We start from the raw sequence: 15,427 nt of genomic DNA on the forward strand, positions 1-15,427 counted from the left end.
TTAACAAAAAAAGACGCAACGACATCATGGAAGGAGTTGCATTCATGCAAATAAAAAGGCGTAACAAGCGCCAGAGCAGCTTAATTTTTACTTTTACCGCAACGGTATTGCTGGTGCTCAGCGGATGTGTCTCAGAGGAAGAGACGGACCAGCAGCCTGAGCCAAATCCAGCTGAAGATGAAAGTGAGAGGATAACCCCGCCAGTCAATGAAGAAGAGGCGGAGTCCGAGCCGGATGTGCCAGAGACTTATGGTGTCAGCGCAGGGCATCCAGATGCTGTAGAAGCTGGAATGACTGTTTTGGAAAATGGAGGTAATGCCGCGGATGCGGCCGTTGCAGCGGCGTATGCCATTTCTGTTGTAGAGCCCTTTGCTTCAGGAGTTGGCGGCGGCGGGGTAACACTCATTCAAGAGCAGGGTCAAGACCCTGAGGCATATGATTATCGTGAAGTTGTCCCTGAAGGCGGTGTTCCTTCATCAGATATTGGTGTGCCTGGATTTGTAGCCGGGACAAAGGAATTACATGATGACTATGGGACTGCTGACTGGGAGACAGTGATGGACCCGGCAATTGATTTAGCAGAAAGTTCGGAGGTATCTGAAACGTTAGCAGAGCAGCTTCAATCTGCTCAGGACCGTCTGCCGGTTGAGCAGCTGGAGCATTTCTATCCGGATGGGACAGCGATTGAGGCAGGAGCCACTTTAGAACAGCCGGCGTTGGCCGAAGCATTGCGCGATATTCGTGATAGTGAAGGAGCTTCCTTTTATGAAGGGAATACTGGAGAAGCGTTAGCAGCGATTGAAGGACTGGACGGAGACTCACTTGCTGACTTCCGTGTCGGACGGCATGATCCGGTAACTGGAGAGTTTGCCGGATATAAGGTGACTGGTGCTCCGCCCCCGCTTCCTGGTGCCAGTGTCATTCAAATGCTGCAAATCATTGAAGAGCGGGGAACATTAGAAGAAGAACGGAATAGCACGCCATTTGTGCATGATATTGCGATGTCGTGGCGAATCGCTCAAGCATTTGTTGATACGGATTTCGGTGATCCTTTGTTTGTGGATGTTCCGATTGATTCTTACGTTGACCGTGAACAGAATGCCGCTTTAGCAGAAGAAATCTCCAGTGACAGCTTGCTGCCTGAGGACGAAGAGCGGAGTTATGATGATTCGGACCCTAATACGACACATATCACAGTGATTGATGACAACGGCACTGTTGTTTCCACGACGAATACGCTGACCAATTTCTTTGGCTCCGGCACCTACACAGAAGGTTTCTTTTTAAATAATCAAATGTCTCGGTTTGATATTGGTCAAACGGAGCAAAACGAACCTGAGCCTGGACGGCGTTCCGTTACCTGGTCCTCTCCAATGATTGTTGCAGATGAGGAGGGACCTGTTTTAGGGATTGGCAGTCCGGGAGGCGAACGTATTCCAATTATGCTTACGCAGGTGATTGCTGACTGGGTTCAAGAAGACTCGGACCTGGAAGCTGTTGTTGAAGCGGACCGTTTCCATCTGACGGATAATGCGCTTGTGATGGAATCCGCACCGGAAGCAGATGTAAGGGAAGGATTGCTTGATATTGGATATAACGAGATTCGTGAAGCTCCGACTCCACTGTATTTCGGGTCTGTTCAGGCTTTGATGATCGATCGGGAGAATGATGACATCTCTGGCGCGGCTGATCCCCGGCGAGAGGCTGATTGGCGTGTAGAACCACGGGATTAAGCAAGAATCTAGTATTCTAAAAAATGTACTTGGGCATTTTAATGTAAGGAGTTAAAGAGGATTCTATGACATCAATGAAGCAAAAAAATCAACATCAAAGAATTGCTATATTAGACCAAATGCGGGGTGTTGCTTTATTTGGAATCTTTTTAGCCAACGTCCCGGGGCTGTCTTCCGTCGATACGGAAAATTTGTCTCCGGTTAATGAAGTACTAAGAAGTTTAGAGGAGATTATTTTAACAGACAGTACCCGGCCGCTGTTTGCATTCATGTTTGGCCTGAGTCTTATGTTACTTTATAATCGCCTAAAAACGAAGGAAATTAATCCTTATCCGGTATTATTCAGACGGTTATTTTTGCTTGCCCTCGTCGGTGCTGTGCACGGTTTTGCAATTTGGTCGGGAGATATTCTGCTCATGTATGGGATGGCGGGATTTTTCCTTCTGCTGTTTATGAATTGGTCAGCAGCCGGATTGGTTATTACTGCTTTCCTTTTCTGGATCGGCTATACCATTGGAGTGGATGTAATCAGTTATTTCTCATCCTACCATTTGTCCCTGGAAGACGGTTTGAAAGGTCTGTTGCCTGACTCAAAAGAGCCGCCGACAGGAACAGAATATCTTATTATTGAATTTTCTTCGATGGTCGCACACATCAGCTTTTTCCTGTTTGGTATGTATGCGTATCAGAAGGGGCTGCTTACAATAATCGAAAAGCGAAGAAAAACCATGAGCTTATTGTCAGTACTTTTTCTTGTGATTGGGTTAGCGGGGAAAGCAAGCCTTTATGATAGAATTGCGTTACATCCATTGGAAAGCTTCTACCCCTTTTTGGTGACAATTGGCATGATTTTATTCATTGTCCTTTTAGGAACTAGCAAGAGGAGCATGTCGAAGTTGCTTGTCCCGTTTACATCTGTCGGTAAGATGGCGTTTACGAATTACATCATGCAATCTCTGGTTTTTGTAAGTTTGTTTCAATCGAGCGGACGAACGGTTTTTATCAATTTAGGGATTTGGGAGGAACCAAGCTATGCGTTCGCTCTTGGGATTGGAGTCATTTTATTTGCGGCACAAATGATTTTCAGTCATCTTTGGTTGAAAGAGTTCTCCTATGGACCGTTTGAATGGCTTTGGAGGATAGGGACTTATGGGAAAATGGTTTCTATCAAAAGAAAAGCAGAATAGGTACATTTTATATACCAATGTAAAAAAATCCAACTAGCTTGTAGTTGGATTTTTTTACTGACTATTACTAGTGAGCAAATTAAGCCCAAGCACCTTTTCGGAAGACCGGAACACGGCTGCCGTCTTCTTTAATGCCATCAATATCCATTTGATCCGAACCAATCATGAAGTCAACATGTGTTGCTGAACGATTCAGACCAGCTTCTTTTAATTCTTCTTCTGACATCTCCGTTCCGCCTTCTAAGTTGAACGCGTATGCAGAACCCAGCGCTAAGTGATTTGAAGCATTCTCATCAAATAACGTATTGAAAAAGGTCAATCCGGATTGAGAAATAGGGGACGCGTCCGGAACTAAAGCAACTTCTCCTAAGCGGGAAGCACCTTCGTCTTGCTGGACTAATTTTTGAATAACCTCTTCGCCTTTTTCAGCAGTCACTTTGGTTACTTTCCCATTTTCAAAATGGAATTCCATTCCTTCAATGACAGACCCGGCATAACTTAATGGCTTGGTTGACACGACAACACCATCGACCCGGTTAGCATCTGGGGCAGTAAATACTTCTTCTGTCGGCATATTGGCTATAAAACGCTCTCCGCGGGAGTTAAAGCTTCCAGCACCTTCCCAGCGGTGGTTTTTCGGCAGGCCGACCGTTAAATTTGTACCCGGCGCAGTGTAATGCAATGCTGTAAATTGTTCCTTATTCAATGATTCCGCTTTTGTTTCCAGGGTTTTATCTTTTTCCTCCCATGTGCGGATCGCATCGTCATCGTATAAATGAATCGCTTTGAAAATAGCATCCCATAATGCATCCGTTTGTTCTTCCGCTGAATCTAAATCCGGAAAGACTTTCGCTGCCCATTCCGGACCGGCTGCAGCTGCCACAACCCATGAGATTTTATTCGACTGTGTTGCTTGCGATAATGGCTGAAATGCTTCTCCGGATGCTTTTTGCGTTGCAGCGATTTTTTCACCATCTAATCCTTTTAAGGCATCCGGATCATTGGAAACAACATTGATACGGCTGGCACCTTGTTCAATAATATAGTTCATTTCTTCAATGCGATAATCTGGAATATCTGTTAGGGTTTCGGTTGATTGATGCTCAAACCCAAGTCTTGAGATTTTATCGTCTCCCCATTTGACAATAACGCGTTTTGCGCCTTTTTCATAAGCCGCTCTTGTGATTTTACGTGCTAATGGAGCCTGTTCAACATCAATCGTTAGAACGACAGAATGTCCTTCTTGAACGTTGACACCGGTAGAAACGATTAATTCAGCATATTTTTGCAGGTATTCATCAAAATTTTCCAAAGCCATACATAGAGCCTCCTTGTGAAGTTGATATACGATTTTATCGTAGCACAATCATTTATGAATCACAAAATAGGAGCTGAATATCTGTTTACATTGGTCAATGATTTCTTCCTAATAATGATGCAAAAATCAAAAGCCCGGCTTTTTTCATTCGAATGCCAAGCCTATATTGCCAAATTGGTTGCCAGATTTCATTCTCTCCAATGCTTGTTCGATTTCAATAAGCGGATAAACACTATCCAGCACCGGTTTTATTTTGTGATGTGTGATAAATTGTATCATTTGTTCAAATTCTTCCTTCCATTGCAGGGGAGGTTCCTTTTAGCGACTTTCTTTACGGTTATGTATTAGCTGGAGAAGGAATAACCATTGTTCCGGCATTGCTGGTTAAAAGTATCGAGCATTTAAACGTTCATCTTATCCCTGTTAACGGTATGAAACGTACGATTGCCGTCTGTGCTAAAAGCGAGGCGAAAAGAGACAGGCTTTTATCGCTGCTTGATAAAGCTTCGTTTGCTAAAGAAAGAATATCTGAGTTATATTAGATCGTAATAAGGCAGGTCAGTTCATGAAAAAATGTATAAAAGGGAGTGTGCATATGTCAGGAATAACAGAAGGACCAAACCCAAATAAAATATATCCAATAAATGGAAATAAAAATGTTCAATTTATTAAGCCATCGTTAACGAAGGAAAACATTCTAGCTGGTGACTATACTTATTATGACAGCAAGGACGGAGAGCTCTTTGAAAATCAAGTTCTATACCATTATGAAATAATAGGGGATCGATTAATTATCGGGAAATTTTGTTCCATCGGCCCCGGAGTAATTTTTATTATGAATGGAGCGAATCATCGCATGGATGGCTCTACTTATCCATTTAATATCTTTGGAAATGGATGGGAAAAGCACACACCCACCTTAGATATGCTGCCTTTGAAGGGAGATACGGTTATCGGTAATGATGTATGGATTGGGCTGGATGCTGTTATTATGCCCGGTGTGAAAATTGGAGATGGGGCGATTATTGGAGCCAAATCTGTGGTGACGAAAGACGTGGAGCCTTTCACCATTGTTGGAGGTAATCCGGCTAAGCAAATAAAGAAACGTTTTTCTGAGTCAAAAATAAGCGAGCTATTAAAGATAAAATGGTGGGAGCTGGAGCACCAGATTATGAACGATAATATAGATGCCATTCTTAGCTATGATATGGAAGTGCTTAAGCAGATTTCTAAAGCCGATGATTAAATAGAAAAAAGGGATAGAGAAAGCAACTTACCCATTTAAATTATCAGATGAAGGTGATGACAGTGAGCAGAGAAGCAGTTTTACATTATGCAAAAAGAAAATACATCACAGAGCCAGATTATCCCTGGGCAAAATTTTCTAACTACGCTGTGCTTCGGCATGAGGAAAACGGAAAATGGTTTGGATTGCTGATGGATGTGGACAAAGAGAAATTAAGTATGGAAGGAGAAGGGACTGTTGACGTTTTAAATGTCAAATGCGACCCGGAATTGGCATCGATTTTAAGAAAAGAAAATGGAATACTGCCAGCTTACCATATGAACAAAGAACATTGAATCAGCATTCTGCTGGATGGTTCTGTTTCAGAAGATGAGATTTTCCAATTGGTAGATGCCAGCTATCATTTAACCGTATAACAAAATCTGGAGTGCAGCTGACAATGATTATTTACTTCATTTTTGCATAAAAGGAAATTAATTGAAAGAAACGTATGTTCTTTTTCTCGATATAGTGTTATGATAAGATAATGTAATTTACGAATGAAGGAGAAAAAGAGCATGACAGGAAAAACACATATCATGGCTGGAATCACAGCAACGACAGCCATCGTCGCCATCACAGATGGATATCAGCCCGAATGGTTCATTGCAGCAGGCGCAGCAGGGGGCTTGCTTCCGGATATTTGCCATAGCGGCAGCAAAATCGGACGGAGGTTTCCAGCGGTTTCGAAAGTAGTCAATACCCTCTTTGGTCATCGAACCTTTACACATAGTTTATTATTCTTAGCGCTGGTGGCGTTTATTTTATCTAAGTTCATCAGTAATCCTTCGATCACCATGGGGATTTTAGTTGGTATGGTTACGCATTTTATATTAGATGCTGCGACAAAGCAGGGAATCAAGCTGCTGTATCCTGCAAAGATTACGATTCGTTTTCCATTCGCTGCAACAACTGGCGGAAAAGCGGAAGGGATTGTTTTACTGGCGTTGACTGTAGTTACGCTATTTTATGCCAACAATATACTGGCGCTTTTCTAAGCATGTGTTTTTGACAAGCTTCACAGCAGGCAAGGAGGTTATCATGGAAATTCAAATTTCAAAAATACAGAAAGAACAAGCATGGGAGCTTAGGCATGAAGTCATGTGGCCGAATGAGGATTTCAGCTACATAAAGTTAAAGGATGATGCTTCGGGTATTCATTTGGGACTTTTTAAAGATAATATACTGATTTCCATTGTTTCGCTGTTTATAGACAAAGAGGAAGCTCAATTTAGAAAATTTGCGACGCTGATATCAGAACAGGGAAAAGGGTATGGAAGCAGATTGTTAGAGTCCGTATTCGAGGAAGCGAAAAAACATGGTGTGAAAAGAATTTGGTGTAATGCCAGAAAGAATAAGAGCCATTTTTATCAGAAGTTTGGTCTCCAGGAAACGGATAGAAGCTTTATGAAAAATGGGAAGTCCTACGTTATCATGGAGAAATTTCTGTAGTCCTCCAATAAATGAAAGAAGCCGCCTGAGCAGTAAAGGCGGCTTCTTTCATTGAAAAAGCTTGAGTGTCTTCACGACTAATTATGATGCATGGTGTATTAAAGCTATCCAGCCATATACAGAAAGAAACCTTCAATGAATACTTTGCATTTTTTTGCTAAAAATAAATGCTATTACCATTGTTAGGAGATGAATCTGTATGAGTGAACACGAAAAAAATAAAAAGGAACAGCAGCTAGAATCCTATATAAGGGATACCTATAATCAAGAGATGATTTCCAATGAGGGGAAGAAGATTGTAGATGATGAGAATTCATTGACTGCTGGAGATCGCGGCCCGACCTTGATTGAAGATTTTCTTGCCAGAGAAAAGCTGGCCCATTTTGACCGGGAAAGAATACCGGAAAGAGTTGTTCATGCACGGGGCTATGGCGCCTATGGAGAATTTGAACTGTATCAATCTATGAGTGATGTAACAATGGCGGATTTCTTACAGGATCCCTCCAAGAAGACCCCATTATTTGTCCGTTTTTCACAAGTAATCGGTTCACGAGGCTGTAATGAAACAGTTCGTGATGTACGTGGGTTTTCTATTAAATTCTATACAGATGACGGAAATTTTGATATTGTAGCCATCAATTTTCCAATTTTCTTCATTCAAGATGCAATTAAATTCCCTGATTTGATTCACTCTGTCAAACCGGAGCCTGATAATGAATATCCTCAAGGGCAGACAGCACATGACACGTTTTGGGATTTCATGGGCAGCAATCCGGAAACAACCCATATGGCGATGTGGATCATGTCTGACCGGGCTATTCCAAAGAATTATCGTACGATGGAAGGCTTTGGCGTTCACACTTATCGTTTTGTAAACAAAGAGGGGGTTGCCCATTTTGTGAAATTTCACATCAAGCCGGTACTCGGTGTTCATCCGTTAATTTGGGATGAAGCACAAAAGCTTGGCGAGGATGCTGATTTTCATCGAAGAGACCTTTGGACGAATATCAAGATGGGAAATCATGTGGAATATGAGCTTGCTGTACAGATTATTCGGGAAGATCAGGAGTTTATGTTTGATTTCGATATTTTAGACCCGACAAAGTTTTGGCCGGAAGAGGAAGTGCCGCTTCAAAAAATGGGTAAGATAACGCTGAACAAAACAGTGGATAATGCCTTTTCAGAAACGGAGCAGAGTGCGTTTCATCCTGGAAATATTGTTCGGGGAATTGATTACTCCAATGACCCGCTGCTGCAGGGGCGTTTATTTTCGTATACAGATACACAGCAGGCACGGATTGGCGCCAATTACCAGCAGCTGCCTATCAACAAGCCGGTTTGTCCGGTCTTTAACAACCAGCGGGATGGGAACTCACGTCATGTGATTGACCGAGGCAAAGTTTCTTATCATAAAAACTTACTGGCGGAAAACACACCGTCAGAGGTTCCGCCGGATAAGGGAGGATTCGTTACCTATCCTTCGACTGTAGAAGGATTGAAACAGCGTAAAACAGCGGATTCTTTTAAAGATCACTATACCCAGGCAAGGATTTTCTGGAACAGTATGACACCGGTAGAGCGGGAGCATATTATTGGCGCATATAGCTTTGAGCTGGGAAGATGTCTGGTTGTTGCTGTGCGTCAGCAGATGGTGGACCGCTTAGCGAGGGTCAGCAAAGAGCTTGCAGAAGCAGTGGCAAAAAATGTCGGCGTTACCGTGCCGGATGTAGAAGAATCCACTGCTACGAAATCATCACCCGCGATAAGTCTGATGAATACTAATTTTGTGGCGAATACACTGAAAGTAGCTGTCTTTCTTGCGGAGGGCTTTCCTGGCAAAGACGTAGATGCTCTGCTTCAGCAATGGAAAAAGGCAGGCATGCATCCGGTTATTGTCAGTAATAAACTTGGTGAGGTAAGCGGCAGCGACGGCGTAACGTATCAGGTAGACCAAAACTTCCTTACAGGATCTCCATTGAGCTATGAAGGAGTATATCTTGTTGGGGGAACTGGAGTAGATGATTATTTTCATTATCAAGCCCGTACGTTCATTATGAATATGTACAATCATTTTAAGCCGATAGGTGCCAGAGAAGAGAGTGCTCACTTACTGAAGGAAATGGGTATCGAAGGACAGCCTGGAGTGATTATGAATATCGATTCCCAATCTGGGCAGAAGTTTATCGATGCGATGGCGAAGCAGCGTTTTTGGGAGCGTCCGAGTTTCCTTTATAATATGTAAGGTAAAATAAGAAAAACATCAAATTACGATAAAGTAAGTAATTTGATGTTTTTTTCTTTGGGATTTCATTCTGTGTAAGGTTTATGAACGTTTCTTTCTGAAAAGAAATTATTCTGCATTTCTTAAGAAAAGCGGGGAAGGGAAGCTTTTTATTGAATAATAATTATCGCCATACAATGGAATAATGTTCCGCTTTATTGTCCCTTGTCATTCTCCATCCTTTCTGCCTTTAATTTTGATTGAAAATTCCTAAACCAGTCGATTTCAAATTTAATTTTCTCTATACCTAAATCCAGCGTTGCATATTGGAAATAGGCAATTGATTTTACTCCCTCTTCCGTCATAAATTCTGTTGCACCGCCAGCTTCTTTTAAATTATTTATATAGTCACGGCTGAAATTATTTCTCTGATCAATCGTTATGTTAATAGCTTCCAAGCGATGTAATTCTTTTTCTAATTCTTCCAGATAGCTGTTGATAAACGCTTCGTGCTCTGAATGATCTGCGAACCCTTGAAAGAAAAATTTACTTAATTCCATATTTTTTTCCTTGTATAACATAGGAGTTGATATATTTTCTCTAAAATGTTTTACTCCAGCTTCTGTAATATAATATGTTTTTTTGTTTACACTCCCCTCTATGTGTTCTTCAAAAGTAATCCATTCCTTTTTCAATAATTTTTTGATTCCTGCTTGAATACTGCCTGTGCTGTCGCTGCTGACATTAGATAAGGTTTGTTTGATAGATTGCCTTAATTCATAAATCGTTGAACTTCGAATCATCAGAAAGCCTAAAATAATAGTATCCATCGTAATCCATTCTCCTTTAGTTAAAAAATGCTGTAATAAAAAAACACATAGATGACAAGAAAGACAAAGGGGTCATAACATACTTTTCCTTTTTGCTGGAAGATATGATGTTCATCCCTGTATTCAATAATAAATAAAATCCAAAGAAAATACATAATCCTCTTTCGATAGAAAAAGGGAAATCTATTATAATTATCCCGCCAACGTCAAGTATCGTTATAATTGCAATCATTTGGATGACCAGCGAGATTCCGCTTATTATTCGCATTTTTATAGGTAAGATCCTGAATTTACCTCCTAAAGTAAATTCACCTAATGGCAACCCTAAAGTTACCAGCAGCGTAAAAAGTGCAATGAACCCAAAAATAAACGCGCCTAGGAATGAAAAAGAAAACATCACAGTTCCTCCTTGGTCAGCTTTTAAAGCTGACATTACTATTAGTAATATTACTAATAGTAACATTAATTATAACCATTGTCAGCATTTTTTAAATAATAATGAAATGAATTAACTGGAGTAAAAGATCAAGAGAGAATAGATAATATAATAATTTCCAATCTTCCTCAAGTATGGGATTATCAAGTGAATTGCTGTTAATTGTTAAAAAGAAAGTCGTTTGATACTATTAAAAATGCAACAGAAAAATATGCGCTGGAGGTTATAATTATGAAAGCAATTATTATCGAACAATACGGCGATGCAAATCAGCTAAAGGAAAAAGACGATATTCCCGTACCAGAAATAAAAGATAACCAGGTATTAGTAGAAATGCACGCTACGTCCATTAATCCGATTGACTGGAAGCTGCGTGAAGGTTACCTGCAGGAAGGGGTGCCTTTTGAATTTCCAATTATTTTAGGATGGGACGCGGCAGGTGTCATCAAACAAGTCGGTAAAAATGTAACCTCTTTTCAAGTGGGTGACGAGATATTTGCTAGACCGGCCCTTACACCAAATGGCACGTATGCTGCCTATACAGCGGTTGATGAAAAACTGCTGGCGATGAAGCCAAAAAATATCAGCTTTGAAGAAGCGGCAGCAGTTCCGCTTGCAGGTCTTACTGCCTGGCAATGTCTTGTGAACTTCTCTGAAATAAAAAAAGGCGATAGAGTGTTGATTCATGCCGGTTCCGGCGGTGTTGGCAGCATGGCCATTCAGATTGCTAAAAGCTTCGGTGCCTATGTAGCTTCGACTGCCAGCGGTAAAAATGAGACGTTTTTAAAAGAATTAGGTGTCGATCAATTCATTAATTATAAAGAGGAAGACTTTGAAGATGTTCTTCAAGATTATGATATTGTCGTGGATACGCTGGGCGGTGAAATCCTGAATAAAAGCTTCCATGTATTAAAGGAAGGCGGACGGCTCGTTTCCATTGCAGGACAGCCAGATGAAAAGTTAGCCAAACAAAAAGGAGTCAAGGCAGGATTCTTATGGCTTGAACCAGATGGAGGAGAACTGTCTGAATTAGGGAAGCTGATGGAGGATGGGAAATTAAAACCGTATATTGGACATACTTTCCCGCTTATCGAGAACGGATTGAAGGAAGCGCATCGATTGAGCGAAACCCATCATGCGAAAGGAAAGATTGTGATTCAAATTAAGTAAGTACGGTGATTCACCAAAAATCAGGCTGTTGAGCAATATTCAGCAGCCTGATTTTTTTGCTGGAGGAAAGGGGGCAATCTAGTGACAGTCCTTATCGCTTACATAAGAACTCCTTGTACAACAAGTCCAAGCACCAACCCTAGAAAAATAGAAGACAGCGTACCCAACAAGAAATATTCCGCCCAGTTCCGGTCGTTTAACTGCTTAAATCGGGCAATCGACTTGGCGGCAATGATAAATGCAATCGACTGATATGCGCCTGCTGCTGTTAATAGTATCACCAGCAATCTTTCCAGATAGCCGATAAGCTTGCCGCGCGAACGAAGCGGGGTAGAGTAAGTGAAATAATGATATTCCTCTGTAAAACGATTGTCTGTGCTCGGTTGGATTTTTTCCTTTCCGGCAGCTATTTGGTTTTTCAACGTCAGTTCACCTTCAAAATTAGCAAATTCGGATGGTAATGAACCAATGATAAATTTTACAATATGCCCGCTGACACTTGTCGCCCAAATATAAATGATGACAAAAAATAATGCTGTGTTGAGCAGAGTTAAACTGCTTGTCCCATTCAGGTTTAAAAGACTTGCTGTCATCTCTGCAATTGTCATATGAAAGAATAGGAAACAGGTCAGGAGTATCATCATAACGTGTAAGACCTGATCTGCTAGAAAATATCCGAGTTTCTTCATATTATCCGTCGGGCTTTTGGGAAGGGAATCTACAAATTTTATTTTTAATAAATCAATCAAAAGGTGTGTGATTATAATAAAAGCTAAAGGTGAAATAAAATAGGAAATGATATGCTGAAACTCATATTGATAGCCCCATATTACCGCAAGTACAATACCTGTTGTCAGCAGGTGGTGAAGGATGTGTTTTTTTAAATGCTTGATTTTATGTTTCACCATCTGGTCAGATTGCAGCCAAAAATCAGCAATCAAATGTGCGAGAACAAGCAATAATACTGTCATGATAATCTCCTTTCCTCAGGGAAATAATCAGATAGATGTGTGATGATATGATGGTTAATATTTGTTTGCAGCTTATCTGTTAGACGATGGTTATCTTGTGCACCTAATGAATCCAGCACCTTTACAATATTATCAAAAGCATGCAAGATGATTTGCGTTTTGCCCTGTTTCATATGGTGGGATATGGTAGCTGTTGTTCTTTTAAGGTGTTCGCTTACCTTTTTTTGTTGACCGAGTATGAGATATAACGAACAGACGAGAGATTGTATGTCAGTTTGTTCGTTGATTTGTCCCTGCTTCAGCATTAAATTCGTATTAATCAAGATTTCGAACTGCTTGCTAAAAACCGTGAAGTCTTGTTCATTTGATGAAGCAGGCAACGCAAAACGAAACAGCAATCTATCCGGCTGTTTTTTCAGATGATTATTAGCGTTCCTTGCTTGTTTCATCAATGGATGAATCCATGTCTCTATATTTATATCCCTTACATCCTCTTTAATCGTTCCGAATGACAGGCCAAAATAAGGCGGATGATCAGTAAATTTCCAGATGCGGCTGATATAAAAAGCAAGAGTATATGCTGTTGCATAGCCGTTGCTCACAAGTACCAATTCATCTCCGGCGCGGTGACTGATTTGTGTTCCAGCTGTATTTTTGGTCCATAGAGAAATACTTTCTTTTAATTGTCCCAGGTAATCACTTAATGCCTTCCCGATATTTTCTTTTGACGAATTACTTATATCCATAATGAAGATGGAAACTTCCGTTGACATGAATAAAACAGCTCCTTTCTTATTCATCTCAGAGAATAGTTTGGTTATATCATCGAATATATCAAAAGTTAGATGAAATAGTCAAACTTTGTGGAAGTTAGATGATTTAGTCTAATATAATTTGAAATATAAAAAAGCATACCATGACACATCAAACAATAAACAAATCATGTAAAGCTTATCCAAGTCATTTTTTCATAAATGACGCATTTTGTATCACCCTAATTACTTTCGTATACGTGTACATCAGTTTTGCACTTTTTTGCTTCTAGTCACATTTACTATTACGAAAGGATGTTTAAAAAGTCCAATAAAAATGCCACAGCGAATTTCTGCGTTGACAGGATTTTTCCAATACTCACGTATTCAAAACATACGCTCCGTTCGTAAAAATCTCATCGCCTTGAATTTCTTGGTCCTATTTATCGTACTTTTTGAACACGCATTATAAAGAAATGGGGTGAATACGAATGCGCCGTAAGCTAGAAAAATTTGTGGATCCGCTTCCTAATCTACAGCCTTTAAAGCCTGATAAAAAAACAGGGGACGGGGTTCACTATGAAATCACGATGAAGCAATTCAAGCGTAAGCTGCATCGTGATTTACCAGCAACCACTTTATGGGGGTATAACGGTCAGTTTCCCGGCCCGATGATTGAGGCAAATCGGGATGAACCGGTTCACGTGGCATGGCTTAACCAATTGCCGAATAAGCATCTGCTTCCAGTTGATGTATCGATTCATGGCCTTGAACAGCTCCCCACCGTACGTACTGTTGTACATTTACACGGCATCGAAACAAAAGCTGACAGCGATGGACATCCGGAAGCATGGTACACAAATAACTTCCAAGAAACCGGACCTGTTTTTTCAAGAGAAACATTTACGTATCCGAATCATCAGCGCGGAAGCCTGCTTTGGTATCATGATCACGCTATGGGAATTACGCGGCTGAATGTATATGCAGGGCTGGCAGGGATGTATATTCTTCGGGATGAGCACGAGAAATCATTGAACTTGCCTGCTGGGGACTATGAAATTCCGCTTATGATTACAGACCGAAGCTTGAACGCAGATGGTTCCTTATTTTACCCATCACAGCCTGATGATGCAGCAAAAAACCTGCCAAATCCGTCTATTCTGCCTGCATACAATGGAGATACAATAATCGTTAATGGAAAGGCATGGCCGTTCTTAGAGGTGGAACCAAGAAAATATCGGTTCCGGATTTTAAATGCTTCCAATACAAGGTCCTACCAGTTACAGCTTGATTCTAATATAAACTTTCAACAAATCGGTTCGGACGGCGGGCTGCTCAGGCATCCCGTTGAAATCGAAAAAATCGGTTTTCAGCCGGCAGAACGAATCGATGTCATTATTGATTTTTCAAAAGCAGCTGGTCAGTCCATTCTATTAAAAAATGACTTAGGACCAGACGCTGATCCAAACGATGACACTGGAGATATCATGCAGTTCCGTGTTACAAAGTCATTGAAAAATAAAGATAGAAGCCATTTGCCACAAACTTTATCTGTTATTCCTTCATTAAAGCAAAATGATATTTCTGGTATTCGTTATTTAAAATTAGTTGGATCTGCTGATGAATTTGATCGACCTTTATTACTTCTCAACAACAAGCACTGGCATGATCCAATCACGGAAAATCCGCAGCTAGGGACAACAGAGATTTGGGCTTTTACAAACACAACCAACTTCTCTCATCCAATTCACATTCATCTTGTTCAATTTCAAGTGCTGGAGCATCAGCCTTTCGATCTGGAGCAATATAATCAAGATGGCAAAATCATATTTACCGGACCGCCTGAGGCCCCCGCAGCAAATCACCGCGGCTGGAAAGATACCATCGAGGTTCGTGCTGCAACCATTACCAGAGTCATCGCTAAATTCGCTCCATATAGCGGAGAGTTTGTGTGGCACTGTCATATTTTAGAGCATGAGGATTATGATATGATGCGGCCTTATATGGTGGTAGATGATGAAGAAAAGTTTTAATTATATCTATGAAAAGGACTTGAGTTAAAGGGGAGCAGA

Annotated in this window: 15 protein-coding genes; 9 read left to right on the forward strand and 6 right to left on the reverse strand. The window is 40.9% G+C overall.

Annotated features, from left to right (window positions below; genetic code table 11):
• The first annotated feature begins 44 nt into the window (after window positions 1-44).
• Window positions 45-1,733: a gamma-glutamyltransferase gene (locus MKX55_RS11335; protein WP_339238249.1), complete on the forward strand. Its 1,689-nt coding sequence runs from the start codon at window positions 45-47 to the stop codon at window positions 1,731-1,733.
• A gap of 65 nt (window positions 1,734-1,798) precedes the next feature.
• Window positions 1,799-2,920 (forward strand): DUF418 domain-containing protein, encoded by a 1,122-nt coding sequence (locus tag MKX55_RS11340; RefSeq protein ID WP_339238251.1) that lies wholly within the window; start codon window positions 1,799-1,801, stop codon window positions 2,918-2,920.
• 79 nt (window positions 2,921-2,999) lie between these two features.
• Here the strand turns inward: MKX55_RS11340 and MKX55_RS11345 are convergent, their stop codons facing one another.
• Window positions 3,000-4,238, reverse strand: a complete 1,239-nt coding sequence (locus tag MKX55_RS11345; RefSeq protein ID WP_339238252.1) for an aminopeptidase — start codon at window positions 4,236-4,238, stop codon at window positions 3,000-3,002.
• Between the two features lie 144 nt (window positions 4,239-4,382).
• Window positions 4,383-4,544: a zinc-binding dehydrogenase gene (locus MKX55_RS11350; RefSeq protein ID WP_339238510.1), complete on the reverse strand. Its 162-nt coding sequence runs from the start codon at window positions 4,542-4,544 to the stop codon at window positions 4,383-4,385.
• A gap of 289 nt (window positions 4,545-4,833) precedes the next feature.
• On the opposite strand from MKX55_RS11350, the gene MKX55_RS11355 reads away from it, so the two are divergent.
• From MKX55_RS11355 to MKX55_RS11375, 5 genes are all read left to right on the forward strand, one after another.
• Window positions 4,834-5,484: a Vat family streptogramin A O-acetyltransferase gene (locus MKX55_RS11355; protein ID WP_339238253.1), complete on the forward strand. Its 651-nt coding sequence runs from the start codon at window positions 4,834-4,836 to the stop codon at window positions 5,482-5,484.
• Between the two features lie 62 nt (window positions 5,485-5,546).
• The gene (locus tag MKX55_RS11360; protein ID WP_339238255.1) at window positions 5,547-5,819 is read left to right on the forward strand and encodes an MmcQ/YjbR family DNA-binding protein; all 273 of its coding nucleotides are present in this window, start codon (window positions 5,547-5,549) and stop codon (window positions 5,817-5,819) included.
• Between the two features lie 222 nt (window positions 5,820-6,041).
• Window positions 6,042-6,521, forward strand: coding sequence for a metal-dependent hydrolase (locus tag MKX55_RS11365; RefSeq protein ID WP_339238257.1), 480 nt, complete (start codon window positions 6,042-6,044; stop codon window positions 6,519-6,521).
• Window positions 6,522-6,570: 49 nt separating this feature from the next.
• Entirely contained in the window at window positions 6,571-6,975 is a 405-nt protein-coding gene (locus MKX55_RS11370; protein WP_339238512.1) for a GNAT family N-acetyltransferase, read from the forward strand.
• 199 nt (window positions 6,976-7,174) lie between these two features.
• Window positions 7,175-9,217, forward strand: a complete 2,043-nt coding sequence (locus MKX55_RS11375) for a catalase (protein WP_339238259.1) — start codon at window positions 7,175-7,177, stop codon at window positions 9,215-9,217.
• A 194-nt stretch (window positions 9,218-9,411) separates the two neighbouring features.
• Here the strand turns inward: MKX55_RS11375 and MKX55_RS11380 are convergent, their stop codons facing one another.
• Together MKX55_RS11380 and MKX55_RS11385 are read right to left on the reverse strand one after the other, a co-directional pair.
• On the reverse strand, window positions 9,412-10,026 hold the full coding sequence (locus MKX55_RS11380; RefSeq protein ID WP_339238261.1) for a PadR family transcriptional regulator: 615 nt from the start codon (window positions 10,024-10,026) through the stop codon (window positions 9,412-9,414).
• A 16-nt stretch (window positions 10,027-10,042) separates the two neighbouring features.
• A complete protein-coding gene (locus tag MKX55_RS11385) occupies window positions 10,043-10,423 on the reverse strand; it encodes a hypothetical protein (protein ID WP_339238263.1) in 381 nt (126 codons plus the stop codon).
• A gap of 270 nt (window positions 10,424-10,693) precedes the next feature.
• On the opposite strand from MKX55_RS11385, the gene MKX55_RS11390 reads away from it, so the two are divergent.
• Window positions 10,694-11,632, forward strand: a complete 939-nt coding sequence (locus tag MKX55_RS11390) for an NADP-dependent oxidoreductase (RefSeq protein WP_339238265.1) — start codon at window positions 10,694-10,696, stop codon at window positions 11,630-11,632.
• 98 nt (window positions 11,633-11,730) lie between these two features.
• Here MKX55_RS11390 and MKX55_RS11395 read toward each other — a convergent pair whose 3' ends face one another.
• Both MKX55_RS11395 and MKX55_RS11400 read right to left on the reverse strand, forming a co-directional pair.
• A complete protein-coding gene (locus MKX55_RS11395; RefSeq protein WP_339238267.1) occupies window positions 11,731-12,603 on the reverse strand; it encodes a DUF3307 domain-containing protein in 873 nt (290 codons plus the stop codon).
• A complete protein-coding gene (locus tag MKX55_RS11400; protein WP_256706262.1) occupies window positions 12,600-13,376 on the reverse strand; it encodes a hypothetical protein in 777 nt (258 codons plus the stop codon). The genes MKX55_RS11395 and MKX55_RS11400 overlap by 4 nt, the downstream gene beginning before the upstream one ends.
• Window positions 13,377-13,846: 470 nt before the next feature.
• On the opposite strand from MKX55_RS11400, the gene MKX55_RS11405 reads away from it, so the two are divergent.
• Window positions 13,847-15,388: a multicopper oxidase gene (locus MKX55_RS11405; RefSeq protein WP_339238270.1), complete on the forward strand. Its 1,542-nt coding sequence runs from the start codon at window positions 13,847-13,849 to the stop codon at window positions 15,386-15,388.
• Window positions 15,389-15,427 lie beyond the last annotated feature (39 nt).

The sequence above is a fragment of the Oceanobacillus sp. FSL W7-1281 genome (assembly GCF_037969835.1).
GTDB lineage: Bacteria > Bacillota > Bacilli > Bacillales > Amphibacillaceae > Oceanobacillus > Oceanobacillus oncorhynchi.

Coding starts and splice junctions, on each gene's coding strand:
- MKX55_RS11335 (WP_339238249.1), top strand. CDS start 45: ATGCAAATAAAAAGGCGTAACAAGCGCCAGAGCAGCTTAATTTTTACT.
- MKX55_RS11340 (WP_339238251.1), top strand. CDS start 1,799: ATGACATCAATGAAGCAAAAAAATCAACATCAAAGAATTGCTATATTA.
- MKX55_RS11345 (WP_339238252.1), bottom strand. CDS start 4,238: ATGGCTTTGGAAAATTTTGATGAATACCTGCAAAAATATGCTGAATTA.
- MKX55_RS11355 (WP_339238253.1), top strand. CDS start 4,834: ATGTCAGGAATAACAGAAGGACCAAACCCAAATAAAATATATCCAATA.
- MKX55_RS11365 (WP_339238257.1), top strand. CDS start 6,042: ATGACAGGAAAAACACATATCATGGCTGGAATCACAGCAACGACAGCC.
- MKX55_RS11375 (WP_339238259.1), top strand. CDS start 7,175: ATGAGTGAACACGAAAAAAATAAAAAGGAACAGCAGCTAGAATCCTAT.
- MKX55_RS11380 (WP_339238261.1), bottom strand. CDS start 10,026: ATGGATACTATTATTTTAGGCTTTCTGATGATTCGAAGTTCAACGATT.
- MKX55_RS11385 (WP_339238263.1), bottom strand. CDS start 10,423: ATGTTTTCTTTTTCATTCCTAGGCGCGTTTATTTTTGGGTTCATTGCA.
- MKX55_RS11390 (WP_339238265.1), top strand. CDS start 10,694: ATGAAAGCAATTATTATCGAACAATACGGCGATGCAAATCAGCTAAAG.
- MKX55_RS11395 (WP_339238267.1), bottom strand. CDS start 12,603: ATGACAGTATTATTGCTTGTTCTCGCACATTTGATTGCTGATTTTTGG.
- MKX55_RS11400 (WP_256706262.1), bottom strand. CDS start 13,376: ATGTCAACGGAAGTTTCCATCTTCATTATGGATATAAGTAATTCGTCA.
- MKX55_RS11405 (WP_339238270.1), top strand. CDS start 13,847: ATGCGCCGTAAGCTAGAAAAATTTGTGGATCCGCTTCCTAATCTACAG.